The sequence below is a fragment of the Pseudomonas sp. 05N36 genome (assembly GCF_056397385.1).
In genome coordinates this window covers 136,706-163,268 of record NZ_JBFTNH010000002.1, presented here as the reverse complement: position 1 = coordinate 163,268, position 26,563 = coordinate 136,706, and the positions used below count along the sequence as shown (strand labels likewise).

Genomic DNA, 26,563 nt, shown 5'->3' with positions numbered 1-26,563 from the left:
TGCTGCCCTGGCGGCGAATGGGAATGTGTGATGCGCGAACTCAGTGAGCAGGAAAAATTCTGGCAGGGCGATTTCGGTAACCAGTACGTCGACCGCAACGTCGGCCAGCCGTTGGTGGCGGCCAACCTGGCCTTGTTTGCCAAGGCACTGACCCGGGCCGGGCGTATCGAAAGCCTGGTGGAGCTGGGCACCAATGCCGGCAATAACCTGCAGGCGCTGCGTCAGTTGTTGCCGCAGTGCGAGCTGTTTGGCGTGGAGATCAATGCCAGCGCGTGTGCCCAGGCGCAGGCGCTGGGGATTGCGCAGATCTGGCACGGTTCGTTGTTCGATTTTCCCCGCGAGCGCACCTTCGACCTGACCCTGAGCAAAGGCGTGCTGATTCACCTGGCACCGCAGCTGCTGCCAGCGGCCTATGCGCAGCTGTATGAACTGAGCCGGCGCTACATCCTGATCGCCGAGTACTACAACCCGGCGCCGGTCGAGGTGTCGTATCGCGGTAACAGCGGCAAGCTGTTCAAGCGCGATTTTGCTGGCGAAATGCTTGATCGCTATGATGACTTGCAACTGGTGGATTACGGGTTTGGTTACCACCGCGACCCGCAATTCCCGGTAGACGATATCACCTGGTTTCTTCTGGAAAAACGCCGTTGAGCAACGTCGCCATCATCCCGGCCCGCGGTGGCAGCAAACGCATACCGCGCAAGAACCTCAAGCCGTTCGACGGCGTGCCGATGATTGTCCGTTCGATTAAAACCGCTCTCGATTCGGGGTTGTTCGCCCAGGTGGTGGTCAGCACCGACGATGATGAAATCGCCGACCTGGCCCGCGCCAATGGTGCTCAGGTACCGTTCATGCGCCCGGCAACCCTGGCCGATGATTTCACCGGCACGGCGGCGGTGATTGTCCATGCACTGGAAGAACTGCATCGACAGGGCCGCGACTTTGATTACGCCTGTTGCATTTACGCCACCGCGCCCCTGCTGCAAACGCGGTTTCTGCAACAGGGTTTGCAGCAACTGGAACAGCACCCGGACAAGTCGTTCGCGTTCTCGGTGTGCGACTTCGGTTTTCCGGTGCAACGTGCCCTGACCCTCGACGATCAGGGCGCCTTGAGCGCGTTGTACCCGGAGTTTCGTAACACGCGTTCCCAGGATTTGCCGCCGGCCTATCAGGACGCCGGGCAGTTCTATTGGGGCCGCAGCAGTGCCTGGTTGCGCGGCGATGTGTTGTATTCAACCCGGAGCCTGCCGGTGATCCTGCCGCGCTATCTGGTGCAAGACATCGACACCCTCGACGACTGGAAGCGCGCCGAGTACCTGTACGCTGCACTGAAGGCTGGCGGTGAACTGCAATGAGAGTGTTGATCCGTGCCGACGCCTCGCCGACCATTGGCAGCGGCCACATCGCCCGCTGCCTGACCCTGGCCAGAGCCTTACGCCGGATGGGCGCGCACGTGGCATTCGCTTGTCGACGGTTACCGGGGCATCGGCTCGACAGTCTTGCCGCTGAAGGCTTTGAAACCTTCGCGCTGCCGGAGCGTTATCCCGACGAAGACCCGCAGCAAGCCATCGAGAGCATGTTGCCGTGGCAGGCGGACATCGCCGCGCTGGGGCAAGCTCTGGAGCAGCAGGCGGCGTTCGACTGGATCATTGCCGACCATTACGGCCTCGATCACCACTGGCAGACTGCCGCCCGCCGCTGGGCGCCGCGGATCGGCGCAGTGGATGATCTGGCGACGCGCACCTATAGCGTCGATCTGCTGCTCAACCAGAATCTTTCCGGCACGCCAGAGGCCTATGCTTCGCTGCTTGTCCCCGGGTGCCAGACGTTGCTGGGTCCGCGCTTCGCCATGCTGCGCGATGAATTCTGCTGCCCGGCGATTGAAATCAAACCCCGGGCCAAACGCGTACTGGTTAACTTCGGGGGCTTCGATGCGGCGAGGCAGACTCACCATGCGATGCTCGCGTTGACCGATTTCCCTGAGCTGGAAGTCGACTTCGTCGCCGGTGCCGACAACCCGGCGTGGGAGCAGATGCAGGCGCTGGCGGCCAGTCGCCCGAACTGGCGTTTGCAGCGTTTTGTCAGCGACTTTTACCGGCTGATGACTGAAGCCGACCTGTTTATCGGCGCCGGTGGCGGCACCAGTTGGGAGCGGGCGGCCATGGGGCTGCCGACGATTTGCATTGCGGTGTCGAACAATCAGCAAGCCAATGGCGAGGTCATGGCGACTTCGGGCGCCCATGTGTTCCTGGGCGCGCGGGAGCAGGTCAGCGTTGAGCAACTGCGCCAGGCCATCGGTTTTGTCACAGGTAATCAGGGCCTGCGCCAGAGTCTGGCCGAACGCTCACGGCAACTGGTTGATGGCCGTGGTGCGCAACGGGTCGCGGCAGCGCTGGTCGGTGCCGTGCTGCCGGTGCGCAAGGCGACGCAGAATGATGCGCGCCTGTTGTTTGATGGGCGTAATGCCGAGGCGGTACGGCGCTGGTCGCTGGACAACCGCAGCATCGACTGGCAAGCACACCAGGCCTGGCTGGCCGCGAGTTTGAGCAATGAGCAGCGCTTGCTGTTGATTGCCGAGGCCGGTGATGGCCCGGTTGGGGTGTTGCGCTACGACCTTGATGGGGTGAGCGCCGAAGTCTCGATTTATTTGTTCGAAGGTCGTTTCGGTCTGGGCTGGGGCAGGGCGCTGCTGGCCCGCGGCGAAGCCTTCGTGACGGCCCATTGGCCGCAAGTACGCACCATCACCGCACAGGTGTTGCCTGCCAACCGGCCGTCGCTGAGCCTGTTTCGCGAAGCCGGATTTACCCAGAGCGCTTGCGTGTTCACGCGCGTATTGAAGGAACACTGACATGACCAGCTTCAAGATTGGCGACCGCATGATCGGTGCCGATGCGCCGCCATTCATCATCGCCGAGATGAGCGGCAACCATAATCAGTCGCTGGACGTTGCGTTGCAGATCGTCGAGGCGGCGGCCAAGGCCGGCGCGCATGCCTTGAAATTGCAAACCTACACCGCCGACACCATGACCCTGGACCTGGATCAAGGTGAGTTTTTCATCAAGGACCCCAACAGCCTGTGGGCCGGCACTTCGTTGTATGCGCTGTATGAGAAGGCGCATACGCCGTGGGAATGGCATGCGCCGATCTTTGCCCGGGCCAAAGAGCTGGGCATGCTGGCGTTTTCGACGCCGTTCGATGACACCGCAGTGGATTTTCTCGAAAGTCTCGACGTGCCGGCCTACAAGATCGCCAGTTTCGAGAACACCGACCTGCCCCTGATTCGTCGGGTCGCCGCCACTGGCAAGCCACTGATTATTTCCACCGGCATGGCCAGCATTGCCGAGCTGGATGAAACCGTGCGTGCGGCACGTGCGGCCGGTTGCAAGGACCTGGTGCTGCTCAAGTGCACCAGCACCTACCCGGCCACGCCTGCCAACAGCAATGTGCGAACCATCCCGCACCTGCGCGAGCTGTTCGGTTGCGAAGTGGGGCTGTCCGATCATTCGATGGGCGTCGGGGTCTCGGTGGCGGCCGTGGCCCTTGGGGCGACGGTGGTGGAAAAACACTTCACCCTGGACCGGGCTGCCGGAGGCGTCGATGCGAGTTTCTCGCTGGAGCCGGCCGAGCTGGCTAGCCTGGTGGTCGAGACCGAGCGCGCCTGGCAGGCCATGGGCCAGGTGCGTTATGGCGTCACGGACGCCGAGCAGAAGTCGCTGGTGTATCGTCGTTCGCTGTACGTTGCCCGGGACATGGCCGCCGGTGAGGTGTTCACATCAGAGAACCTGCGAGCCATTCGCCCGGGGTTGGGACTGGCACCCAAGCACGCTGAAAGCATTATCGGACGACGTGCACGCGGGCCTTTAAAACGCGGCACAGCGCTGGCCTGGTCGCTGATCGAATGAGCGCTTGTGCGGCTGATTGCGCAAAATAGCGTGACCTGTGAGTCATAACGGGCATCTTCACTGTATTGTATTGATCGGAAAGATGGCGCCTGGCCGGTAATCGGCTCAGTGATAGCCCTTTAGGCTTTCCGTGGTTGCCCGTTGCGGGCAACGCAAAATCTATGTGTCGGCGCCCCTCGATTCGTGCGAACGGGGGTATTCAGCTGTTTATTATTGGGAAGCCGTAATGATTGGCATAAAGAGCATTGCGAGCTACGTACCTGTAGCCGGCGTGGACAATTACGCACAAGGTGCAAAATTCGAAAAGGATGAGGAGTTCATCCTGGGCAAGATCGGTTCCGCTTTCCTGCCGCGTAAAGACGCCGGGCAGGAAACTTCGGACCTGTGCGTCGAAGCGGTCAATACGTTGTTTGCCAACAACCCGGCGCTCAAGCGCGAATCGATCGACGTGCTGATCGTTGTTACCCAGAACGGCGACGAAGAAGGTCTGCCGCACACCGCAGCGATCGTTCAGGACAAGCTCGGCCTGCCGACTACCGTTGCCGCTTTCGATATCTCCCTGGGCTGCTCCGGCTACGTGTACGGCATCTACGCGATCAAGGGCTTCATGGAAGCCGCGGGCCTGAAGAACGGCTTGTTGGTGACTGCCGACCCTTACTCGAAAATCGTCGACCCCGAAGACCGCAACACCACCATGCTGTTCGGTGATGCCGCCACCGCGACCTGGATGGGCGAAGATGCTGCGTGGCAGTTGGGCAAGGCCAAGTTCGGCACCGACGGTTCTGGTGCGCCGCACCTGAAAGTCACTGACGGGGTGTTCTTCATGAACGGTCGTCAAGTGTTCAACTTTGCATTGCTGAAAGTCCCGGCGCATTTGCACGAGTTGCTCGATGAGTCCGGTCTGCACGCTGACGATATCGATGCGTTCTGCATCCACCAGGGCAGTGCGGCGATTGTTGACGCCGTGGCGCGGCGTTTCGAAGGTGATCCGGAGAAATTCATCAAGGACATGGTCGAGACCGGTAATACCGTGTCCTCGAGCATTCCGTTGCTGCTGGAAAAACACGTACTCGACGCCAAATGGAAGCGCGTAGCGCTGAGCGGTTTTGGTGTAGGGCTCTCGTGGGGTTCGGCGATTATCTATCGTCCTTGAGCGACAACCCCAATACAAAAAATAGCGTTCAAGGGTTAACCTTGAACGCTATTTTTTTGCCTGTATGAAGAGCGAGGCAGCATGAGCGAATGCTTTGACGACAATGCTCGGGTGATAGAGCGCCGCTGGCCGGCGCTGTATATGCGGTTGATGCTGGAGGACAGTACTTCGGTCCAGGCCGAGCTGACAGAAGGGCTGGGTTCGACGCTGAGTATTGGCGGCATTCAACTCACCAGTCGTCATGATCGTGTTCTCGAAGCTCGTGTCCAGGCAGCCAGTTTGCCGACCGGCAAGGCGCAGTTGCATGTCTACGGCACCGGCCTGGGAGATTTGCCTGGCGTCCTGCTGGAGCGTACCGACCTTGAGCGGCTGTATGTGCACATCCTGAATGGCGCACTGTTCGCGTTGGTGCTGCAATTGCTCGACCAGCGGCAATGGCTCGACGACCCGCGCGTGGAGTTGCTGTACGCCGGTGATCAAGCGGATATCTACACGCCGTTTTTTGCGCTGCCTTCGGAAATGGTGCTGGCGGACGACTTCAACGCCAAGATTCGCGATCGACTGGTCAGTGAAGTGCACCTGACCTTCAATAATCGTGAGTTCGATCCACAGTCGCCGGCGATTCTCCAGCGCTTGCAGGACAGCCTTGAAGTGCTGCTCGCCGATGATGATGTCGCAACGTTGTTCGGGACTTGTTCAGGCCAGGAAATTTACGTAATCGGCACAGGGCCCAGCCTGGAATCGCATTTCGAGCAGTTGGCGGCGGTGCGCGAACAGGCACAGCGGCCTCTGTTCATTTGTGTCGACACAGCCTATCGACCGCTGCGGGAACATGGGATCAAACCTGACTTTGTGGTGAGTATCGATCAGCGCATCAGCTTCCGGCATTTGCCCTTCGAAGACTCTGACGGTATTCCACTGGTGTACCTGCCCATGAGCGACCCGCAGGTGTTGAAGGCCTGGAAGGGCAAGCGTTACGGCGGTTACTCGGCCAGTCCGATCTACGCCACATTGCGTCGTCAGCACGCCAGGGCGGAACTGTACGTGGGCGGCAGTGTGATTCATCCGGCCGTGGATCTGGCGGTGAAGATGGGGGCAAGCCGCATCACGTTGTTCGGTGCCGACTTTGCCTTTCCGATGAACAAGACTCACGCCGGTTGGGGGGATGGCGATCTGGGCCCCGGGGTGAGCCTGGCGCGGCACTGGGTCCGCGACGGACAYGGACAGCGGGTTCGCACGCAGCTGAATTTTCGCAGCTACTTGTGTGAGCTGGAGCGTTACATCGCCGGGCATCCAGAGGTGCGCTTCTATAACAGTAGCCGGGCAGGCGCGATGATCGCCGGTACGCAATACAATCGGGAGTTCGTGCAGTGAATGCGCTTGAGCAATGTGTCAGCGAATGCCGGCAGTGTGCCGAGCTGTTTCGTCTGGGGAGGGATGTAGAAGCGGCGTTGACCATGGTCGATGTATTCGATGAGGCGCAACGATTGTTACTGGTGGCGCCCCAGGACGCTCAGCAGTCATGGGCGTACTTGCTCACCCAAATGCTGGCGTGTCAGGAGCGCCAGGATTGGCTGGGGCTTGCCGACTTCATGGAATACGAGCTGACGGGGTTGCTGGAGAGCCTTCAGGTCAAAAGCGAGTAACCGCTCTGGTTAAGGCGTTTGGGCGTCTGACGGTTTCATGGCGTCATTTTTCGGTTGGGGCAGGGCGCAAAGCCTTTGTTTTCTAGGGGTGGCAGGGTGATGGCAAATTTTTTTCAAAAAGCCCTCAAGCAACTTGCCAACCCGACGATAACTATTACGAAGGTTCTCTAGGCCATACCCGGCGGTTGCCAGGGCCGGAAGCCGCAGTACCCAACCAACGAGGAATTCGTCATGGCTTTAACAGTAAACACTAACGTAACGTCTTTGGCTGTTCAGACTAACCTGAACCGTGCAGCTGATGCTCTGTCGACTTCGATGAACCGTCTGTCTTCCGGCCTGAAAATCAACAGCGCTAAAGACGACGCTGCCGGCCTGCAGATCGCTACTCGTATGACCAGCCAGATCCGTGGTCAGAACGTTGCGGTTAAAAACGCCAACGACGGTATTTCCCTGGCTCAGACCGCTGAAGGCGCTCTGCAAGAATCCACCAACATTCTGCAGCGTATGCGTGAACTGGCTACTCAAGCACGTAACGGCACCAACGGCACTGCTGACCAGACCGCAACCAACTCCGAATTCGCTCAGATGTCTGACGAATTGACTCGTATCGCTGCTTCGACTCAGTTGAACGGCAAAAACCTGCTGGACGGTTCGGCTGGTACTGTACAACTGCAAGTGGGTTCGAACACCGGTTCTGCCAACCACATCGACTTGGTACTGAGCAGCAAATTCGACGCCGTCAGCATGTCTGTGGACAAAGCTACTCTGGCTCTGACCGGTGCATCGGTTACTGGCGCTCAAGCCAACATCGACAACGCGATCACCGCGATCGACGCTGCTATCGCTGCTATCGGTGCCACCCGTGCCAACCTGGGTGCTTCGCAAAACCGTCTGACCAGCACCATCTCCAACCTGCAAAACATCACTCAAAACGTAACTGCTGCACAAGGTCGCGTACAAGATACCGACTTCGCCGCAGAAACCGCTAACCTGACCAAACAGCAAACCCTGCAACAAGCTTCCACCGCTGTTCTGGCCCAGGCTAACCAGCTGCCATCCGCCGTACTGAAACTGCTTCAGTAATTTCGGATTGTGTTTTGGCGGGGGGGTGCGCTTGCGTGCTCTCTCGCTTTTTACTTTCTAGGAGGTGATGGTCATGGACATGAGCGTTAAGCTGAATTTGTCTTACCCAGCCGCGAAACCGGCGGTCAATGTTACCGATACGCCGGCCGCAGCGCCTCGTGTGGAAGATGCCAAGGCTGGCGCTGCGACAGGTAATCGTTCGGATTCCGATAGTTCGGATAAATTGAAGATGGCCGTTCAGGAAATCGAAAAATTCGTTCAGTCGGTCAAGCGCAATCTGGAATTTTCCATTGATGAGACCTCGGGTCAGGTCGTCGTCAAGGTGATCGCCAGTGAGTCCGGTGAAGTGATACGACAGATTCCGACAGCCGAAGCGCTCAAGCTGGCTGATAGTTTGCACAACGCCAGTAACGTCTTGTTCGACGCTAAAGCCTGAAACTGGCATGAAACGTGTGTGTACGATCATTGATCGCACATAGTGGTCAAAAGGCCGGCGGCACATACAAAGGGAGATGTACATGGCAAGTCCAATTTTACCGGGGTCGGGTCTCGGGTCCGGTCTCGACATCGGTTCGATCGTGACCGCGCTGGTCAACTCCGACAAGTCGGCCAAGCAGACCCAGATCACCACTCAGACAACCACCACTACCGCAAAGATTTCTGCGACTGGTGCGTTGAAGTCGGCCCTGGCGGCTTTCCAGACAACTCTGAACACCCTTGGCAGTAGGACAACGCCGGCTTTTTCGGGGTTTGCGGCGACCTCGGGTACCCCGACATCCCTGACCGTTACCTCGGACAATACCGCGGTCAACGGCAGCTACAGTGTCCTGGTGAATAACCTTGCCACCGGCTCGAAAGTGGCCACTGCTGCATTTTCCGGTGGCGCCAGCAGTGCCATTCCGACTGGTACTCTGACCATCAGTCAAAATGGTATTGACTACCCCGTCACCATTGCTTCCGGTGCGACCTTGCAGTCGACCCGCGATGCAATCAACAGCACGTTGCAAACCAAGGGCATTACCGCCAACATCGTGACCGATGCGAACGGTTCGCGGTTGGTCGTGGGTTCGACCACCACCGGTGCCGGCTCCGATATTTCCATGAGTGGTATCGCCGGGCTTCAAGTCAATGGCACAACCAAAATGGACGGCACCGCGACAGGTGCCGGTTATATCGGTGGTCTGGCCATGGATGCGTCTTACAGTGTCGATGGTCTGGCGATGACCAGCAAAAGCAATACCATCAGCGGGGCTGTAGGTGGTATCAGTATGACCCTGTTGGCGGCAAACCCGGCGGTGCCGGTTGTTGTTACGGTAGGCACCAACACTGATGGCCTGAAAACCAGTGTTCAGTCATTTGTCGATGCCTACAACAAGGTGATCAGCACCCTGACTGCCTATACGACGCCAAGCCTGGACAGTGAAGGCAAGCCTACTGTTTCCAATGCGATGACCGGCGATTCCTTGCCGCGCAACCTGATTCAAGCCATGCGTGATCAGCTGACCAATGTCCCTGCCGATGCCGGGGGCAGTCCGTTGGCGGTATTGGCGCAATTGGGGGTTCAGACGGATCAGAAGACCGGTACGTTGATTCTCGATAGCACCAAGTTCACTAGTGCGATGACGACGCAGGGGTTGAGCGGTAAGGTACAGGCGCTGTTCAGCGGCACCACCGCCACTAATGGCCTTCTCAAGCGTATGTACAATGCTGTCGACGTTTACGCCCAGACTGGCGGTATTCTGGATAAGCGTACTAATGTTCTGAACAATACCCAAAGAGACTTGAGTAATCAGCAGTCGGAACTGGACCTGCGGGTTGCTAACCTGACGTCCACCCTGACCGCGAAGTACAACGCGATGGACCTGCTGGTCGGCCAGATGAAGGCCACTGCCAGCAGCATCACCGGCTTCTTTGCGTCGTTGAACGCTCAGAAGTCCAACGGCTAGTAATGGGCTGACGACAAAAACCCGGCTACGCTTTTCGGCGTGTGCCGGGTTTTTGTCTTCTGATCTAAAGTTTCCTGGCTCGCAGGCGATACACTGGCCATACGAGTCATTGTGGCAAAGAGGTACAACATGAATCCAATGTTAGCCCTTCGGCAATATCAGAAGGTGGGGGCGCAAGCCCAGGCGTCCGAAGCAAGTCCGCATCGTCTGGTGCAGATGTTGATGGAGGGCGGCCTGGATCGTATTGCTCAGGCCAAAGGCGCGATGGAGCGCAAGGACATTCCCGGCAAGGGCGTGTCGATCAGTAAGGCTATCGGAATTATCGGTGGTTTGCGCGAGGGCCTGGATCTTGAAAAGTCAGCCGAAACGGTGGGTGAGCTCGACCGTCTGTACTCATACATGATGACGCGTCTCGCCGAGGCGAACATCAAGAGTGACCCGCAGATTCTCGACGAAGTCGCCGGTTTGCTTCGCACGGTGAAAGAAGGCTGGGATGCCATCGCCACTCCAGGTCCGCAGTTTTAAGGAGATCGTCATGAGTCTTGTATTGCAGCGAATCGAGCAAACCCGTGAAGCGCTGGTCGGTGCATTGGCCGAGCGCAATTGGGAAGCTATCGGTCAATTGGACCTTGATTGCCGTTCCTGCATGGAAGATGTCTTGAGTGAGGCTTCTTTGGATGAAGTAGCGTTGCGCGATAATCTGGAGGAGTTGCTGCGTGTCTACAAGCAGCTTCTAGAAGCGGCAATGGGGGAGAGGCAGGCGATAGTCGACGAGATGTCGCAGATCCATCAAGCACAGAGCGCGGCAAAGGTTTACCATCTGTTCGGTTAATCCTCAGTTAATCCAACCGTAGTGCGCCATAAATTTGACTGTGCACGGTTTTTTGACTTAACTAGTGGCTATTTGAAGATTTCAGGCGTCTATCAGGCTTAACGTGCCTGCAAGCGTCTAGCTTGCCCACTCATTTCGGGCATTGAGTTGACTAGGGAAGTTGCTATTGCATGTGGCGTGAAACCAAAATTCTGCTGATTGATGACGATAGCGTCCGCCGCCGTGATTTGGCGGTGATTTTAAATTTTCTTGGCGAAGAAAATTTACCCTGTGGTAGCCATGATTGGCAGCAGGCTGTCGGCTCTTTGTCATCAAGTCGTGAAGTCATTTGCGTCCTTATCGGGACGGTAAATGCGCCTGGATCACTTCCGGGCCTGTTAAAGACACTCGCTACCTGGGATGAGTTCCTTCCAGTTTTGTTAATGGGCGATAATTCTTCCATTGACCTGCCGGAAGACCAGCGTCGCCGGGTACTTTCCACACTGGAAATGCCGCCCAGCTACAGCAAGTTGCTCGACTCCCTGCACCGCGCCCAGGTTTATCGCGAGATGTACGACCAGGCCCGCGAGCGTGGTCGTCACCGTGAGCCCAATCTTTTTCGTAGCCTTGTCGGCACCAGTCGAGCGATTCAGCACGTCCGCCAGATGATGCAGCAAGTGGCCGACACCGATGCCAGCGTGCTGATCCTCGGTGAGTCCGGTACGGGCAAGGAAGTGGTTGCGCGCAACCTGCACTATCACTCCAAGCGACGCGACGCGCCGTTCGTTCCGGTCAACTGCGGCGCGATCCCGGCCGAGCTGCTGGAAAGCGAACTGTTCGGCCATGAGAAGGGCGCCTTTACCGGGGCTATCACCAGCCGCGCCGGGCGTTTTGAGCTGGCCAACGGCGGTACGCTGTTTCTCGACGAGATCGGCGACATGCCATTGCCGATGCAGGTCAAGCTGCTGCGGGTATTGCAGGAGCGCACCTTCGAGCGCGTGGGGAGCAACAAGACCCAGAGCGTCGACGTGCGGATCATTGCCGCGACCCACAAAAATCTCGAAAGCATGATCGAGGTCGGCAGCTTCCGTGAGGACCTGTACTACCGCCTCAATGTTTTCCCGATCGAGATGGCGCCGCTGCGTGAGCGTGTCGAAGATATTCCGTTGCTGATGAACGAGTTGATCTCGCGCATGGAGCACGAGAAGCGCGGTTCCATTCGCTTCAACTCGGCAGCGATCATGTCGCTGTGCCGTCATGGCTGGCCGGGCAACGTCCGTGAGCTGGCCAACCTGGTCGAGCGCATGGCGATCATGCACCCGTACGGCGTGATCGGTGTGGTCGAATTGCCGAAGAAATTCCGTTATGTCGATGACGAAGACGAGCAACTGGTCGATAGCTTGCGCAGCGATCTAGAAGAGCGGGTAGCCATCAATGGCCACACTCCGGACTTCAGCGCTAACGCCATGCTGCCGCCAGAAGGTCTGGACCTCAAGGACTACCTCGGTGGTCTGGAGCAGGGCCTGATTCAACAGGCGCTGGATGATGCCAATGGCATCGTGGCGCGTGCTGCCGAACGCCTGCGCATTCGCCGTACCACCCTGGTCGAGAAGATGCGCAAGTACGGCATGAGCCGTCGCGAAGGTGATGAACAGGCGGATGATTGACGCCTGTTTTTCAACTCACTGAATAATGGGCGGTTTTTTTTAGGCACGGGTATTGCTACGTCCCTCGCAACGTTCCGTTTAACTGACGGTCAGCCAAGCGAGAGAGCACGATGCCCCACGCCGCCCAAATGTCTCCTGTCTCCGACGTCTCGGGGCAATCGTCCCCTGTAGAACAGGCAAGTCGGCTTGGCCTTGAGCAGGCGTTCGCGCTGTTCAATCAGATGTCGAGCCAACTGACCGATTCCTACAGCATGCTTGAAGCCCGGGTCACCGAGCTCAAGGGTGAGCTGGCAGTGGTCAGCGCTCAGCGCATGCAGGAGCTGGCCGAAAAAGAACGCCTGGCCAACCGCCTGCAAAACCTTCTCGATTTGTTGCCCGGTGGCGTCATCGTCATTGATGCCCAGGGCATGGTGCGCGAAGCCAATCCGGCGGCCTGCGAACTGCTGGGTCTGCCGCTTGAAGGCGAGTTGTGGCGTCATGTGATTGCCCGCTGCTTTGCACCACGCGAAGACGACGGTCATGAAATTTCCCTGAAGGATGGTCGACGCCTGTCGATTGCCACACGCTCGCTGGATGCCGAGCCGGGCCAGTTGGTGCTGCTCAACGACCTGACCGAAACCCGGCACTTGCAGGACCAATTGGCTCGCCACGAACGCTTGTCGTCCCTCGGGCGGATGGTCGCCTCCCTGGCGCATCAGATTCGCACGCCGCTGTCCGCGGCATTGCTGTACGCCAGTCATTTGACTGAGCAAGAGTTGCCGGTCGCTACCCAGCAACGGTTTGCCGGGCGTTTGAAAGAGCGCCTGCATGAACTCGAACATCAGGTGCGGGACATGCTGGTGTTCGCTCGCGGCGAGCTGCCGTTGACTGATCGAGTGACACCCGGGGCGCTCCTGCAAGCGCTGCAAGCGGCGGCATCGACGCATGTTCAGGATTATCCGGTGCGTTGGCAGTGCGACAGTCATGCCGGGGAGTTGCTGTGTAATCGCGACACGCTGGTCGGCGCGCTGCTGAACCTGATTGAAAATGCGATTCAGGCCAGTGCAGGCGACGTCCGTCTTAAAGTTCATCTATATACCCGTGAAAACACCCTTCGGCTGTGCGTCAGCGATAACGGCGGCGGTATCGACCCTACCGTGCTTGCGCGCCTGGGCGAGCCTTTTTTCACCACTAAAACCACTGGCACCGGTCTTGGCCTGACCGTAGTCAAGGCGGTGGCCCGTGCTCATCAGGGAGAATTGCAGCTGCGCTCGCGGCCGGGCCGCGGCACGTGTGCGGTGGTGGTCTTGCCGTTGTTCTCCAGCGCTCAAGGAGTGGAAAGAGGCTGATGGCAATCAAGGTTTTACTGGTCGAAGATGACCGCTCGCTGCGCGAAGCATTGGCGGATACGCTGCTGCTGGCCGGTCATGACTACACCGCAGTGGGTTCGGCCGAAGATGCGCTGCAAGCTGTGGCGAGCGAGTCGTTCAGTCTGGTGGTCAGTGACGTCAACATGCCAGGCATGGATGGTCATCAGTTGTTGGGTTTGTTGCGAATTCGCCAGCCGCAGTTGCCGGTCTTGCTGATGACCGCCCATGGCTCGGTTGAGCGTGCCGTCGATGCGATGCGTCAGGGGGCGGCAGACTATCTGGTCAAGCCTTTTGAGCCCAAGGCGTTGCTGGATCTGGTGGCGCGCCATGCCCTGGGTTGTCTCGGCACCGCAGAGGGCGAAGGTCCGGTAGCATTCGAGCCGGCCAGTGCGCAGTTGCTTGAGCTGGCAGCCCGTGTGGCGCGCAGTGATTCGACGGTGTTGATCTCGGGTGAGTCGGGCACGGGTAAAGAGGTGCTGGCGCGTTACATCCACCAGCACTCTCGTCGCGCCAGTCAGCCGTTCATTGCAATCAATTGCGCAGCGATCCCGGACAACATGCTCGAGGCGACCTTGTTCGGGCATGAGAAGGGCTCGTTCACCGGTGCTATTGCGGCTCAGGCCGGCAAGTTCGAGCAGGCCGATGGCGGGACCATTCTGCTCGACGAAATTTCCGAAATGCCCCTGGGGCTTCAGGCCAAGCTGCTGCGCGTGTTACAGGAGCGTGAAGTCGAGCGTGTGGGCGCGCGCAAGCCGATTGCGCTGGATATCCGGGTGGTTGCGACCACGAACCGCGATCTGGCGGGTGAGGTGGCGGCGGGGCGCTTTCGTGAAGACCTTTACTATCGCCTGTCGGTGTTTCCGCTGGCCTGGCGTCCGTTGCGTGAGCGTACCGCCGATATCCTGCCGCTGGCCGAGCGTCTGCTGGCCAAGCACGTCAATAAAATGAAGCATGCCGCTGCCAGGCTGTCGCCGGAAGCTCAGGCTTGCCTGATCGGTTATCCGTGGCCGGGCAACGTGCGTGAGCTGGACAACGCCATTCAGCGGGCGTTGATTTTGCAACAGGGTGGTTTGATTCAGCCGCAGGACTTTTGCCTTGCGGGGCCGGTCGCTTGTGCGCCACTGCCGGCATTGGCGCCGGTTCCGATGTCGTCACGAGTGCTTGAGGTCGAGACGCTGCAAGGCGATTCAGCCGGCGCGCTGGGCGATGACCTGCGGCGTCGCGAGTTTCAGATGATCATCGATACGTTGCGTTCCGAGCGCGGGCGGCGCAAGGAAGCGGCCGAGCGCCTGGGTATCAGCCCGCGGACCTTGCGCTACAAGCTGGCGCAGATGCGCGATGCGGGAATGGACGTTGAAGGTTATCTGTTCGCGACCTGAACCGTATCTGTAGCAGCTGTCGAGCTTGCGAGGCTGCTGCTACAGGGGCGGTGATCCGTGTCGGGCTTTTATGAACGGTCGCCATGGAGCTGGCACCCTTGTTGCTAACACCACTCTATCCGCTGAGTGAGTGTCAAAAAATTGCGGGTCGTCAGAGAGAGTAGACCATGAGCCAGGGTATTGAATTTAATCGGTTGATGTTGGACATGCGGTCCATGCAAATGGACGCCATGGCTCAGCCGAAAGCCGCCGTTGCAGTGCCGGAAATGGGCGGCAGCAGCTTTTCCGACCTGCTCGGCAAGGCCGTCAACAAGGTCAACGATACCCAGCAGGCTTCGAACCAGTTGGCCAATGCGTTCGAAATTGGCAAAAGCGGCGTCGACCTGACAGATGTGATGATTTCCTCGCAGAAGGCCAGCGTGTCTTTCCAGGCGTTGACCCAAGTGCGTAACAAGCTGGTACAGGCATACCAAGACATCATGCAGATGCCGGTCTAAGGAAGTATTGAGTCATGGCAGAAGCAGTCGCCGATAACGTTCCGGCCAAGGCCACACCTGTCGACGGAAAACCGCCGTTGTTTGGTCTGTCCTTCCTGGAAAACCTTTCCGAGATGACCATGCTGCGTCAGGTAGGCCTGTTGGTTGGCCTGGCTGCGAGCGTGGCGATTGGTTTTGCCGTGGTGCTGTGGTCGCAGCAACCCGACTATCGGCCGCTGTACGGCAGCCTTGCCGGTATGGACGCCAAGCAGGTCATGGCAACCCTGGCCGCCGCTGACATTCCCTATACGATTGAGCCCAACTCCGGTGCCTTGCTGGTCAAGGCCGATGATGTGGCACGTGCGCGGCTCAAGCTCGCCGCGGCTGGTGTCACTCCCAGCGACGGCAACATCGGTTTTGAAATCCTCGACAAGGACCAGGGGCTGGGGACCAGTCAGTTCATGGAAGCGACCCGTTATCGTCGCGGCCTTGAAGGTGAGCTGGCGCGGACCATCTCCAGCCTGAACAACGTCAAGGGTGCCCGAGTGCACCTGGCGATTCCGAAAAGCTCGGTATTCGTGCGTGATGAACGCAAGCCAAGCGCATCGGTACTGGTCGAGCTCTATTCCGGTCGGTCGCTGGAGCCCGGCCAGGTCATGGCCATCATCAATCTGGTGGCGACCAGTGTTCCCGAGTTGAGCAAGTCGCAGATCACCGTCGTCGACCAGAAGGGCACCTTGCTCTCCGATCAGGCGGAAAACTCCGAACTGACCATGGCCGGCAAGCAATTCGATTACAGCCGGCGCATGGAAAGCATGCTCACCCAGCGTGTGCACAATATTCTGCAGCCGGTGCTGGGCAACGATCGCTACAAGGCTGAAGTCTCAGCCGATGTGGATTTCAGTGCAGTCGAGTCGACTTCGGAGCAGTTCAACCCGGATCAGCCGGCCCTGCGTAGCGAGCAATCGACTACCGAGCAGCGCACCGCCAGCAACGGCCCGCAAGGCGTTCCCGGTGCGCTGAGCAACCAGCCGCCATCGCCGGCGTCAGCACCACAAACCACCGGTGGCTCGAGCGCTTCCGCTGGCATGGTGCAGCCAGGTCAGCCGCTGCTGGATGCCAACGGCCAGCAAATCATGGACCCGGCAACCGGTCAGCCGATGCTGGCACCGTACCCGGCGGACAAGCGTCAACAATCCACCAAGAACTTCGAACTCGACCGTTCCATCAGCCACACCAAGCAACAGCAGGGCCGTTTGAATCGCCTGTCGGTTGCGGTCGTTGTGGATGATCAGGTCAAGGTCAACGCGGCCAACGGTGAAACCACCCGTGCACCGTGGAGCGCCGATGAATTGGCGCGCTTCACGCGCCTGGTGCAGGACGCCGTCGGTTTTGATGCCAGCCGTGGCGACAGCGTCAGCGTGATCAACGTGCCGTTCTCGGCCGAGCGTGGCGAAGTCATCGCCGACATTCCGTTCTACTCGCAGCCCTGGTTCTGGGATGTGGTGAAACAGGTGCTCGGCGTGCTGTTCATCCTGGTGCTGGTGTTCGGCGTGCTGCGTCCGGTGCTCAACAACATCACCGGCGGCGGCAAAGGCAAGCAACTGGCGGGTCTTGGCAGCGATGTCGAGCTCGGTGGCATGGGCGGCCTGGACGGCGAACTGGCCAACGACCGCGTCAGCCTCGGTGGCCCGCAAAGTATTCTGCTGCCTAGCCCGAGCGAAGGCTATGACGCACAGTTGAACGCAATCAAGAGCCTGGTGGCCGAAGATCCGGGTCGTGTGGCTCAGGTCGTGAAAGAGTGGATTAACGCAGATGAGTGATAACCGAGCCGCTATCGCCAAACTCAGCCGGGTCGACAAAGCCGCGATTCTGCTGCTGTCCCTGGGTTCAACCGATGCTGCGCAAGTGCTGCGCCACATGGGGCCTAAAGAGGTCCAGCGTGTGGGTGTGGCCATGGCGCAAATGGGCAACGTGCACCGCGAGCAGGTCGAGCAGGTGATGAGCGAGTTCGTCGACATCGTCGGCGATCAGACCAGCCTCGGCGTCGGCTCCGATGACTATGTGCGCAAGATGCTCACCCAGGCGCTGGGCGAAGACAAGGCCAACGGCCTGATCGACCGTATCCTGCTGGGTGGCAACACCAGCGGTCTGGACAGCCTGAAGTGGATGGAGCCGCGTGCCGTGGCGGACGTGATCCGTTACGAGCACCCGCAGATCCAGGCCATCGTCGTGGCGTATCTCGACCCGGACCAGGCCGGCGAAGTGCTCGGCAACTTCGACCATAAAGTGCGCCTGGATATCATTTTGCGCGTGTCTTCACTGAACACCGTACAGCCTGCCGCGCTGAAAGAACTCAACCAGATTCTCGAGAAGCAATTCTCCGGTAACTCCAACGCCGCGCGCACCACCCTGGGTGGTATCAAGCGTGCAGCCGACATCATGAACTTCCTCGACAGCTCGATCGAAGGTCAGCTGATGGACTCGATCCGCGAAGTCGACGAAGACCTGTCCGGTCAGATCGAAGACCTCATGTTCGTGTTCAACAACCTGTCCGACGTCGACGACCGCGGGATTCAGGCATTGCTGCGCGAAGTCTCCTCGGACGTGCTGGTGCTGGCCCTCAAGGGCTCGGACGAAGGCGTCAAGGAAAAGATCTTCAAGAACATGTCCAAGCGTGCGGCCGAATTGCTCCGCGACGACCTCGAGGCCAAGGGCCCGGTCCGCGTCAGCGACGTCGAAACCGCGCAGAAAGAAATCCTCACCATTGCCCGCCGTATGGCCGAAGCCGGAGAAATCGTTCTCGGCGGCAAAGGTGGCGAGGAAATGATTTAACGCCATGGCATCCAAGAGTGATGAGTCGCCCACCGACCTGATCCGTGCGCGTGATGTCCGCGGTTTTGATATCTGGTCGTTGCCCAGCTTCGACCCGCACGTCCCGGAGCCTGAACCCGAGCCTGAGCCCGAGCCGCCGGAGATGGAAGAAGTGCCGCTGGAGGAAGTCCAGCCACTGACCCTCGAAGAGCTCGAAAGCATTCGTCAGGAAGCCTACAACGAAGGCTTCGCCACCGGCGAGCGAGAAGGTTTTCACAGCACCACGCTCAAGGTTCGCCAGGAAGCTGACGTGGCCCTGAGCGCGAAGCTCGCCAGCCTCGAATTGCTGATGGGCAATCTGTTCGAACCGATTGCCGAGCAGGATACGCAGATCGAGAAGTCTCTGGTCGGGCTGGTCCGGCACATTGCCAAACAGGTGATTCAGCGCGAACTGGCCATCGATTCGACGCAGATCGAACACGTCATGCGCGAAGCCCTGAAGTTGCTGCCGTTGGGCGTCGAGAATGTGCGGCTGTACGTCAATCCGCAGGACTTCGAGCTGGTCAAGGCATTGCGCGAGCGCCATGAAGAGACCTGGCGCATCGTCGAAGACGAAGCCATGTTGCCGGGCGGATGCCGGGTCGAGACCGAGCACAGCCGCATCGACGCGACCGTAGAAACCCGCATCACGCAAATCATGGCCAAGCTGTTCGATCAATTGCACGATCAGGCGCTGCATCCGGCCGAGGCGGATTTGACGCTGGAACTTCCCGTCAGCGAAAGGCCGTCTGTCGCAGCACTTGAGCCAGAGCCGGAAATCGCTGATGCGCCTTGATCGCACCAGCTTCGGCAAGCGCTTGAGTACTTATGCGCATGCCACCGAGCTTCCCGGCCAACCGATCCTCGAAGGGCGCTTGCTGCGCATGGTCGGCCTGACGCTTGAAGCCGAGGGCCTGCGCGCTGCCATGGGCAGCCGTTGCATGGTGATCAACGACGACAGTTATCACCCGGTACAGGTCGAAGCCGAAGTCATGGGCTTCTCTGGCGGCAAGGTATTTTTGATGCCGGTCGGCAGTGTCGCCGGCATTGCCCCGGGCGCCAGGGTTGTGCCCCTGGCCGATGCCGGCCGCTTGCCGATGGGCATGAGCATGCTCGGGCGGGTACTGGATGGCGCCGGTCGTGCGCTGGACGGCAAGGGCGGAATGAAAGCCGAAGACTGGGTGCCGATGGATGGTCCGACCATCAACCCGCTCAAGCGCGACCCCATCAGCCAGCCGCTGGACGTGGGTATTCGCTCCATCAACGGATTATTGACAGTCGGTCGCGGTCAGCGCCTCGGCCTCTTCGCCGGCACCGGCGTCGGCAAGAGTGTGCTGCTGGGCATGATGACCCGCTTTACCGAAGCCGACATCATCGTGGTCGGGCTGATTGGCGAGCGGGGTCGCGAGGTCAAGGAATTCATCGAGCACATCCTCGGTGAAGAGGGGCTCAAGCGTTCCGTGGTGGTGGCATCGCCTGCGGACGACGCGCCGCTGATGCGTCTGCGTGCCGCGATGTATTGCACGCGCATCGCCGAGTATTTCCGCGACAAGGGCAAGAATGTCCTGTTGCTGATGGATTCACTGACCCGTTTTGCTCAGGCGCAGCGGGAAATCGCCCTGGCCATCGGCGAGCCACCGGCGACCAAGGGTTATCCGCCATCGGTATTCGCCAAACTGCCGAAGCTGGTGGAGCGCGCCGGTAATGCCGAGGCGGGCGGCGGTTCGATCACTGCGTTTTATACGGTGCTGTCCGAAGGCGACGACCAGCAGGATCCGATCGCCGATGCCGCGCGGGGCGTGCTCGACGGGCACATCGTCCTGTCGCGTCGCCTGGCGGAAGAGGGGCATTACCCGGCGATCGACATCGAAGCGTCCATCAGTCGGGTCATGCCGTCGGTGGTCAGCCCGGACCACATGACCCGTGCGCAGTACTTCAAGCAGCTGTGGTCGCGTTATCAGCAAAGTCGCGACCTGATCAGCGTCGGCGCCTATGTAGCGGGTGGCGACCGGGAAACCGATCTGGCGATCTCGTTGCAGCCGCAGTTGGCCAAGTACTTGCGTCAGGGCCTGAACGACAGCATCAACCTGGGCGAGAGCGAGGCATACCTTGCCTCGATCTTCGCCCCGGCGGCTGGCGGCTAACACCTCATGGCCCAGAGCCGGTCGGCGCGCCTGGCGCCCGTGGTCGATATGGCTGAAAAGGCCGAAAAGACCGCTGCCCAGCGCCTGGGACACTTCCAGGGCCAGGTGAGATTGGCCGAAAGCAAGCTCGCCGACCTCGAAAGCTTCCGCCTCGAGTACCAGGAACAATGGATCGTACGCGGCAGCCATGGCGTCTCGGGGCAATGGTTGCTGGGGTATCAGGGCTTTCTCGCGCAACTGGGCACCGCGATCGATCAGCAGCGCCAAAGCCTGGCCTGGCACCAGAACAACCTGAACAAGGCGCGTGACACCTGGCAGCAGGCGTTTGCCCGGGTTGAAGGGCTGCGCAAGCTGGTGCAGCGTTACATTGATGAGGCTCGCCAACTCGAAGACCGGCGCGAGCAGAAGCTGCTCGACGAACTTTCCCAGCGTTTGCCGCGCCACGACCCCTATTGAGCGATTTTTTGACCTTGCTCATGCTCCCTGCAAGTGCTAAACCTTCTACACGTTGCCAATGACAGGGAAGCCGCAGCATGTCAGTCGTTACAGAAGTATCTCCGGATGGGCAAAAACTCACGATTTCGGTCAAGGGGCGGTTCGATTTCGCCAAGCATCAGGAATTTCGTGAGTCCTACGAGCGTCCCGACGGGCAGATGCCAAACTCGGTGGTGGTCGACTTGAAAGAAGCGACTTACCTCGACAGCTCGGCGTTGGGTATGTTGCTGCTGTTGCGTGATCATGCTGGCGGAGAAAACTCCGATATTCGCGTGGTCAACAGCAGTTCCGACGTGAAGAAAATCCTCGCCATCTCCAACTTCGACAAGCTGTTCGACATCAGTTGACCRTCATGTCGACGCTGCCCGAGCCACTGACCGTGCTGATCGCAGAAGACAGCGCGGCCGATCGCTTGTTGCTGTCGAGCATCGTCCGTCGCCAGGGGCATGAAGTGTTGTCTGTGGCCAACGGCGCCGAGGCGGTTGAGTTGTACCAGCAGCAGCGTCCGCAACTGGTGTTGATGGACGCGATGATGCCGGTGATGGACGGTTTCGAAGCGGCGCGGCAGATCAAGCTGCTGGCAGGCGAAACGCTGGTGCCGATCATCTTCCTGACCTCGCTGACGGAAAGCGAAGCCTTGGCGCGTTGCCTGGAGGCGGGTGGCGACGACTTTCTGGCAAAACCTTATAACCAGGTGATCCTCAGCGCCAAGATCAAGGCGATGGATCGTTTGCGGCGCTTGCAGGCGACGGTCCTGGAGCAGCGCGATCTGATCGCCAGACACCATGAGTACTTGCTCAATGAGCAGCGGGTGGCCAAGGCGGTATTCGACAAGGTTGCTCACTCCGGTTGCCTGAGCGCTCCCAATATTCGTTATTCACAATCCCCTTATGCACTGTTCAACGGCGATCTGTTGCTGGCGGCATTTACGCCTTCCGGTGACATGCATGTGCTGTTGGGGGATTTCACCGGTCATGGCCTGCCGGCAGCCGTCGGCGCCATGCCGCTGGCGGAAGTGTTCTACGGTATGACCGCCAAGGGTTACGGCCTGTCGGAAATGCTGTGCGAGATGAACGCCAAGCTCAAGCGTATCCTGCCGGTGGATATGTTCTGTTGCGCGACCCTGTTGTGCCTGAGTTTTCAGCGTCGTTCTGTGGAGGTCTGGAACGGCGGTATGCCGGATGGTTATCTGCATGATATCGCCAACGACAAACGCACCGTATTACCGGCGCGGCATCTGCCGCTGGGCGTGTTGAGTGCGCAAACCTTTGATGATCGCACCGAGGTGTTGCCGATGGCCCTCGGCGACCGGGTGTTCCTGTTGTCGGACGGCGTGATCGATACCTGTGATGCCAACGACCAGTTGTTTGGTGTCGAGCGGTTGCAGCAGGTGTTTGCCGACAACCGCCAGCCGGACCTACTGTTCGAGGAGATCGAGCAGGCGCTGCGGGATTTCCGTGGCGAGGCGCGTGACGATGTCAGCATGCTCGAGGTTCGCCTGCTCGACGCCTCGCAACTCACGCTGCCGGCCATGGTGTATTCCGACAGCAGTGTGTCTTGCCCGCTGGATTGGTCGGTGAGTTTTGAATTTCGTGCAGACTCGCTCAGGCGCTTCAACCCCTTGCCTTATCTGATGCAATTGTTGCTTGAGGTACATGGGTTGCGGGCGCAAAGCGGGGCGCTTTACAGTGTGCTGGCCGAGCTCTATTCCAATGCGCTGGAGCATGGTGTACTGGGCCTGGATTCGAGTATCAAGCGCGATGCCTCCGGGTTTGCGCGGTATTACGAGCAGCGCAATGCGCGTCTGGAGGCGCTTGAGGATGGCTACCTGCGGGTGCATATGCAGTTGTCGCCGCAAGGTGCGGGAGGCTGTCTGGTGGTGGAAGTCGAAGACAGTGGCGCAGGGTTCGACGTAGAGCGGGTCATGACTCGACCTGTCGACAGCGGCCGCTTGTCGGGTCGCGGTGTGAGCCTGATTCGTCAGTTGAGTCACAGCGCCAGTTGGTCGGACAATGGCCGGCGTGCCCGCGTGGAGTTTTCCTGGGAGGCTCAGGCATAATCCGTGCATTCTTGATCAAGGAGCGAGCAAGTGACTGACATTCATCTGGATCACGACGTACTGAGTGCGCTGCAAGAAGTCATGGAGGATGAGTACCCGATACTTCTGGATACTTTCCTTCAGGATTCCGAAACACGTTTGACCCAACTTCGCGAAACTCAGGACCCCGACCAGCTGCTCAGTACCGCCCACAGCTTCAAGGGCAGCAGCAGCAACATGGGGGCTACGCGCCTGGCTGAACTGTGCAATGAACTGGAGCAGCGAGCCAAACAAAAAAGCCTTGCGGGAATTGAAGAGCTGGTCGGCGAAATCGACGGCGAATTTGCCATCGTCCGACGCTTGTACCGTGAAGAGCGCCAGCGTTTTCATTGTTGAAAGCGCCATCGTTGCAGGTTTTTCCAGCGCCTGAGCAAACCTGGCTCGACCCTTGCAGCTTAGTTTCTCAACTGTACCTACGATCCTAGTGCAGCGGAGACCGTTATGCCCCTCGCCCCGAATTCGCTTCTTCAGACCGCCTCGCAGGCCAAGACTCCGTCTGTGTCTGCCAGCGTGCCTGTCAATGCGCCGGCAGCGCCAGCAGAGCCCCGGGATAAGGCCGCCAGCTTTTCTCAGGTCTACGCCAAACAGGCGCAAGCTACCCCGGCGTCAAGCGCCGACGGTGCCGGTAAAAGCGCGCGTGACAAAGTCGCTGACAGCACCGGCAAAAAAGTGGCGACTGGCGACAAGCCTGCCGCCCCGCAGGCGAGCGTTGCCGATAGCGGCAAATCCTTGCCCGCCGACAAGCCGGCGGATACCAGTGATAAGGCCACAAGCGACAAGGCCACAAGCGACGTAAGCGGCGCGAGCGATTCGACAGCAGCCAAGGATGCCCCGGTAGCTGATAGCACTCCGCTCGACCCCACTCTCGATCCGGCATTGGCGCAGGCGGTGCAGCCGACGCCGGTGCCAGTGGCGGTACCCGATCCACAAGCACCGCCCGTGGTCGCTCAGGTTCAGGTCCAGGCCCAGCCTCAGGTCGATCCGGCTCTTGCGGCGACGGTGACGCCTGCACCGGCTCAGCCTGTGGCTGCGACTGATCCTTCGTTCGATCCTGCATCCGATCCTTTGGACGCGATGCCGGCCGTGCGCCTGGCACTGGAGCAAAGTGGTCACGTGTCGGCCTCCAGCCAGTCCCCGACCAAAGCGACACCGGATCAGGCCGATAGCGAACCCACCGCGGCGCAAAACTTTGCCAATGGCATGGTGAGCATGCTTGATGTGCAAACCAGCAAGGACAGTACCAGCCAGGGCGGCGAAAAGTCCTTCAGCGGATTGATCGATGACGGGCTCAAGGATCTGAAGTCGGCAACCAGCGACACGCGCGTTGACGATTTCGCCAATCGCCTGGCAGCGCTGACCCAGGCCGCCACGCCAAAGACCGCGAATGCGTTGCCGGTGAATCAGCCGATCGCCATGCATCAGAGCGGCTGGACCGAGGAAGTGGTCAATCGGGTCATGTACCTGTCGAGTGCCAACCTCAAGGCAGCCGATATTCAGCTTCAGCCGGCGGAATTGGGTCGCCTGGATATTCGGGTGAACATGGTTCCCGATCAGCAGACTCAAGTGACTTTCATGAGTGCTCACGTGGGCGTACGTGAGGCGCTGGACAGCCAGATGCATCGCCTGCGCGACATGTTTGCCCAGCAAGGCATGGGGCAAGTCGATGTCAACGTGTCCGACCAGTCCCGCGGCTGGCAAGGGCAGGGGCAGCAGCAGGCCCAGCAAGGCCAGGGCGCCGGCACGACTGCCAGCGGTGGTCGTCTGGACTCGGCAGATGAAGAGCTGGCGGCAAACGTGGCTGAAGCGGCTGCCAACACGACCAGCGTCATCGGTTCCAGCGCAGTCGATTACTACGCCTGACCAAACGTCAAACCCTGTGGGAGCAGCCGGGCGGCGTTCCCACATTGGTCTTGTGGTGTTTTGCAGGTTGCGCTCAATCCCCACCATCCCCCTCCTGACACTTCTGGCATAACACTTGCTCTTGCCTTGCCGTGCACCTGTGAAAACTCGAATAGTGACGGATTATTGGCATGGCGAAGAGCGAAGCAGCAGTGAAAGACCCCGCCGGGAAAGGCAAACTCAAGCTTATTCTCGTGATTGTGCTGGCCGTGCTGCTGGCGATCGGTCTGTCCGTGGGGGCGACCTGGTACTTCATGCACAGCGCCCAGAGCAAGCCTGCGCCTACGGCCGAAACCGCCAGTAATGCCAAGCCTGCGGCGATTTATGAGTCCATGGCTCCGGCCTTCGTTGCCAACTACAACCAGAATGGCCGTCAGCGCTACATGCAGGTGAGCATTACCCTGCAGGCGCGTAACCAGGCTGATCTGGATGCGCTGAAAGTGCATATGCCGGTGATTCGCAACAACCTGGTCATGCTGTTCTCCGCACAGAGTTTCGACACCCTGGCGACTCCGGTCGGTCAGGAAATGCTGCGCCAGAAAGCCACTGCCAGTGTGCAGGAAGTCGCGCAGAAAGAAGTCGGCAAAGTCGTTATCGACCAGTTGCTGTTTACCAATTTCGTACTGCAGTAGGAACACGACATGGCCGTGCAGGACCTGCTGTCCCAGGATGAGATCGATGCGCTGTTGCATGGCGTCGACGATGGTCTGGTACAGACCGACAACGCTGCTGAACCGGGCAGTGTCAAAAGCTATGACCTGACCAGTCAGGATCGCATCGTCCGTGGACGCATGCCGACCCTGGAAATGATCAACGAGCGGTTTGCCCGTTACACGCGCATCAGCATGTTCAACATGCTGCGGCGTTCGGCGGACGTTGCTGTCGGTGGCGTGCAGGTGATGAAGTTCGGCGAATACGTGCATTCGCTGTACGTACCGACCAGCCTCAACCTGGTCAAGATCAAGCCGCTGCGCGGTACTGCGTTGTTCATCCTCGACGCCAAGCTGGTGTTCAAGCTGGTGGACAATTTCTTCGGTGGTGACGGTCGTCACGCCAAGATCGAAGGCCGTGAATTCACCCCGACCGAATTGCGCGTCGTGCGCATGGTGCTGGAGCAGGCCTTCGTTGATTTGAAAGAAGCCTGGCAAGCGATCATGGAAGTCAATTTCGAGTACATCAACTCGGAAGTGAACCCGGCCATGGCCAACATCGTCGGGCCGAGCGAAGCGGTGGTGGTCTCGACCTTCCACATCGAACTCGACGGCGGCGGCGGTGATCTGCACGTAACCATGCCGTACTCGATGATCGAGCCGGTCCGCGAAATGCTCGATGCCGGCTTCCAGTCGGACCTCGACGATCAGGACGAACGCTGGGTCAACGCCCTGCGTCAGGACGTGCTCGACGTCGACGTGCCGATCGGTGCCACGGTTGCCCGTCGCCAGTTGCGTCTGCGGGACATCCTGCACATGCAGCCTGGGGATGTGATCCCGGTCGATATGCCGGAAGAGATGATCATGCGCGCCAACGGCGTACCGGCCTTCAAGGTCAAGATGGGCTCCCACAAGGGCAACCTGGCGTTGCAAGTGATCGAGCCGATCGAGCGACGCTGATCTGCGTTCGCACACATTCGCTTTTAATTGACGGCGTCCATTTGATGGGGTG

27 protein-coding genes are annotated in these 26,563 nt (G+C 59.4%); all 27 read left to right on the top strand.

Annotated elements, in window-relative coordinates; genetic code table 11:
• Positions 1 to 30: 30 nt before the first annotated feature.
• The 27 genes from AC1DIH_RS03840 to fliM all read left to right on the top strand — a co-directional run bounded on the left by AC1DIH_RS03840 (position 31) and on the right by fliM (position 26,511).
• Positions 31 to 651 (top strand): pseudaminic acid biosynthesis-associated methylase, encoded by a 621-nt coding sequence (locus AC1DIH_RS03840; protein ID WP_477770644.1) that lies wholly within the window; start codon positions 31 to 33, stop codon positions 649 to 651.
• Positions 648 to 1,355, top strand: coding sequence for a pseudaminic acid cytidylyltransferase (pseF, locus tag AC1DIH_RS03835; protein ID WP_477770643.1), 708 nt, complete (start codon positions 648 to 650; stop codon positions 1,353 to 1,355). The genes AC1DIH_RS03840 and pseF overlap by 4 nt, the downstream gene beginning before the upstream one ends.
• Complete coding sequence (gene pseG, locus AC1DIH_RS03830) at positions 1,352 to 2,848, top strand: UDP-2,4-diacetamido-2,4,6-trideoxy-beta-L-altropyranose hydrolase (protein ID WP_477770642.1); 1,497 nt, start codon at positions 1,352 to 1,354, stop codon at positions 2,846 to 2,848. Before pseF ends, pseG begins: the two co-directional genes overlap by 4 nt.
• A gap of 1 nt (position 2,849) precedes the next feature.
• Entirely contained in the window at positions 2,850 to 3,902 is a 1,053-nt protein-coding gene (gene pseI / locus AC1DIH_RS03825) for a pseudaminic acid synthase (RefSeq protein ID WP_477770641.1), read from the top strand.
• A gap of 226 nt (positions 3,903 to 4,128) precedes the next feature.
• Complete coding sequence (locus AC1DIH_RS03820) at positions 4,129 to 5,055, top strand: ketoacyl-ACP synthase III (RefSeq protein ID WP_427529919.1); 927 nt, start codon at positions 4,129 to 4,131, stop codon at positions 5,053 to 5,055.
• A gap of 81 nt (positions 5,056 to 5,136) precedes the next feature.
• Complete coding sequence (locus tag AC1DIH_RS03815; protein WP_477770640.1) at positions 5,137 to 6,429, top strand: motility associated factor glycosyltransferase family protein; 1,293 nt, start codon at positions 5,137 to 5,139, stop codon at positions 6,427 to 6,429.
• Positions 6,426 to 6,701 carry a hypothetical protein gene (locus tag AC1DIH_RS03810; RefSeq protein ID WP_477770639.1) on the top strand — a complete coding sequence of 92 codons (276 nt, stop codon included), beginning with the start codon at positions 6,426 to 6,428 and terminating at the stop codon, positions 6,699 to 6,701. Before AC1DIH_RS03815 ends, AC1DIH_RS03810 begins: the two co-directional genes overlap by 4 nt.
• 231 nt (positions 6,702 to 6,932) lie before the next feature.
• On the top strand, positions 6,933 to 7,784 hold the full coding sequence (locus AC1DIH_RS03805; protein WP_477770638.1) for a flagellin domain-containing protein: 852 nt from the start codon (positions 6,933 to 6,935) through the stop codon (positions 7,782 to 7,784).
• A 73-nt stretch (positions 7,785 to 7,857) separates the two neighbouring features.
• On the top strand, positions 7,858 to 8,220 hold the full coding sequence (locus AC1DIH_RS03800; protein WP_477770637.1) for a flagellar protein FlaG: 363 nt from the start codon (positions 7,858 to 7,860) through the stop codon (positions 8,218 to 8,220).
• An 82-nt stretch (positions 8,221 to 8,302) separates the two neighbouring features.
• Positions 8,303 to 9,730, top strand: coding sequence for a flagellar filament capping protein FliD (fliD, locus tag AC1DIH_RS03795; protein ID WP_477770636.1), 1,428 nt, complete (start codon positions 8,303 to 8,305; stop codon positions 9,728 to 9,730).
• A 129-nt stretch (positions 9,731 to 9,859) separates the two neighbouring features.
• Positions 9,860 to 10,255: a flagellar export chaperone FliS gene (gene fliS, locus AC1DIH_RS03790; protein ID WP_477770635.1), complete on the top strand. Its 396-nt coding sequence runs from the start codon at positions 9,860 to 9,862 to the stop codon at positions 10,253 to 10,255.
• Positions 10,256 to 10,265: 10 nt separating this feature from the next.
• Complete coding sequence (gene fliT, locus AC1DIH_RS03785; RefSeq protein ID WP_477770634.1) at positions 10,266 to 10,562, top strand: flagellar protein FliT; 297 nt, start codon at positions 10,266 to 10,268, stop codon at positions 10,560 to 10,562.
• Positions 10,563 to 10,732: 170 nt separating this feature from the next.
• Complete coding sequence (locus tag AC1DIH_RS03780; protein WP_103315610.1) at positions 10,733 to 12,208, top strand: sigma-54 dependent transcriptional regulator; 1,476 nt, start codon at positions 10,733 to 10,735, stop codon at positions 12,206 to 12,208.
• Positions 12,209 to 12,336: 128 nt separating this feature from the next.
• Entirely contained in the window at positions 12,337 to 13,536 is a 1,200-nt protein-coding gene (locus tag AC1DIH_RS03775; protein WP_477770816.1) for a sensor histidine kinase, read from the top strand.
• On the top strand, positions 13,536 to 14,936 hold the full coding sequence (locus AC1DIH_RS03770) for a sigma-54-dependent transcriptional regulator (RefSeq protein WP_477770633.1): 1,401 nt from the start codon (positions 13,536 to 13,538) through the stop codon (positions 14,934 to 14,936). Before AC1DIH_RS03775 ends, AC1DIH_RS03770 begins: the two co-directional genes overlap by 1 nt.
• 167 nt (positions 14,937 to 15,103) lie before the next feature.
• Complete coding sequence (fliE, locus tag AC1DIH_RS03765) at positions 15,104 to 15,433, top strand: flagellar hook-basal body complex protein FliE (RefSeq protein ID WP_427529933.1); 330 nt, start codon at positions 15,104 to 15,106, stop codon at positions 15,431 to 15,433.
• Between the two features lie 14 nt (positions 15,434 to 15,447).
• Positions 15,448 to 17,235, top strand: coding sequence for a flagellar basal-body MS-ring/collar protein FliF (gene fliF / locus AC1DIH_RS03760; protein ID WP_477770632.1), 1,788 nt, complete (start codon positions 15,448 to 15,450; stop codon positions 17,233 to 17,235).
• Positions 17,228 to 18,247: a flagellar motor switch protein FliG gene (gene fliG / locus AC1DIH_RS03755; protein ID WP_019692390.1), complete on the top strand. Its 1,020-nt coding sequence runs from the start codon at positions 17,228 to 17,230 to the stop codon at positions 18,245 to 18,247. Before fliF ends, fliG begins: the two co-directional genes overlap by 8 nt.
• Before the next feature lie 4 nt (positions 18,248 to 18,251).
• Positions 18,252 to 19,061, top strand: a complete 810-nt coding sequence (gene fliH, locus AC1DIH_RS03750; RefSeq protein ID WP_477770631.1) for a flagellar assembly protein FliH — start codon at positions 18,252 to 18,254, stop codon at positions 19,059 to 19,061.
• A complete protein-coding gene (gene fliI / locus AC1DIH_RS03745) occupies positions 19,051 to 20,409 on the top strand; it encodes a flagellar protein export ATPase FliI (RefSeq protein WP_103315615.1) in 1,359 nt (452 codons plus the stop codon). The genes fliH and fliI overlap by 11 nt, the downstream gene beginning before the upstream one ends.
• A 6-nt stretch (positions 20,410 to 20,415) precedes the next feature.
• The gene (gene fliJ / locus AC1DIH_RS03740) at positions 20,416 to 20,865 is read left to right on the top strand and encodes a flagellar export protein FliJ (protein ID WP_216741855.1); all 450 of its coding nucleotides are present in this window, start codon (positions 20,416 to 20,418) and stop codon (positions 20,863 to 20,865) included.
• Between the two features lie 77 nt (positions 20,866 to 20,942).
• Positions 20,943 to 21,251, top strand: a complete 309-nt coding sequence (locus tag AC1DIH_RS03735) for an STAS domain-containing protein (protein WP_477770630.1) — start codon at positions 20,943 to 20,945, stop codon at positions 21,249 to 21,251.
• Positions 21,252 to 21,256: 5 nt separating this feature from the next.
• Positions 21,257 to 22,963 carry an ATP-binding SpoIIE family protein phosphatase gene (locus tag AC1DIH_RS03730; RefSeq protein WP_477770629.1) on the top strand — a complete coding sequence of 569 codons (1,707 nt, stop codon included), beginning with the start codon at positions 21,257 to 21,259 and terminating at the stop codon, positions 22,961 to 22,963.
• A 30-nt stretch (positions 22,964 to 22,993) separates the two neighbouring features.
• A complete protein-coding gene (locus AC1DIH_RS03725) occupies positions 22,994 to 23,338 on the top strand; it encodes an Hpt domain-containing protein (protein ID WP_477770628.1) in 345 nt (114 codons plus the stop codon).
• Between the two features lie 105 nt (positions 23,339 to 23,443).
• Positions 23,444 to 24,862 (top strand): flagellar hook-length control protein FliK, encoded by a 1,419-nt coding sequence (locus tag AC1DIH_RS03720; RefSeq protein ID WP_477770627.1) that lies wholly within the window; start codon positions 23,444 to 23,446, stop codon positions 24,860 to 24,862.
• A gap of 170 nt (positions 24,863 to 25,032) precedes the next feature.
• Entirely contained in the window at positions 25,033 to 25,533 is a 501-nt protein-coding gene (fliL, locus tag AC1DIH_RS03715; protein WP_477770626.1) for a flagellar basal body-associated protein FliL, read from the top strand.
• A 9-nt stretch (positions 25,534 to 25,542) separates the two neighbouring features.
• Complete coding sequence (gene fliM / locus AC1DIH_RS03710; protein WP_054596292.1) at positions 25,543 to 26,511, top strand: flagellar motor switch protein FliM; 969 nt, start codon at positions 25,543 to 25,545, stop codon at positions 26,509 to 26,511.
• Positions 26,512 to 26,563 lie beyond the last annotated feature (52 nt).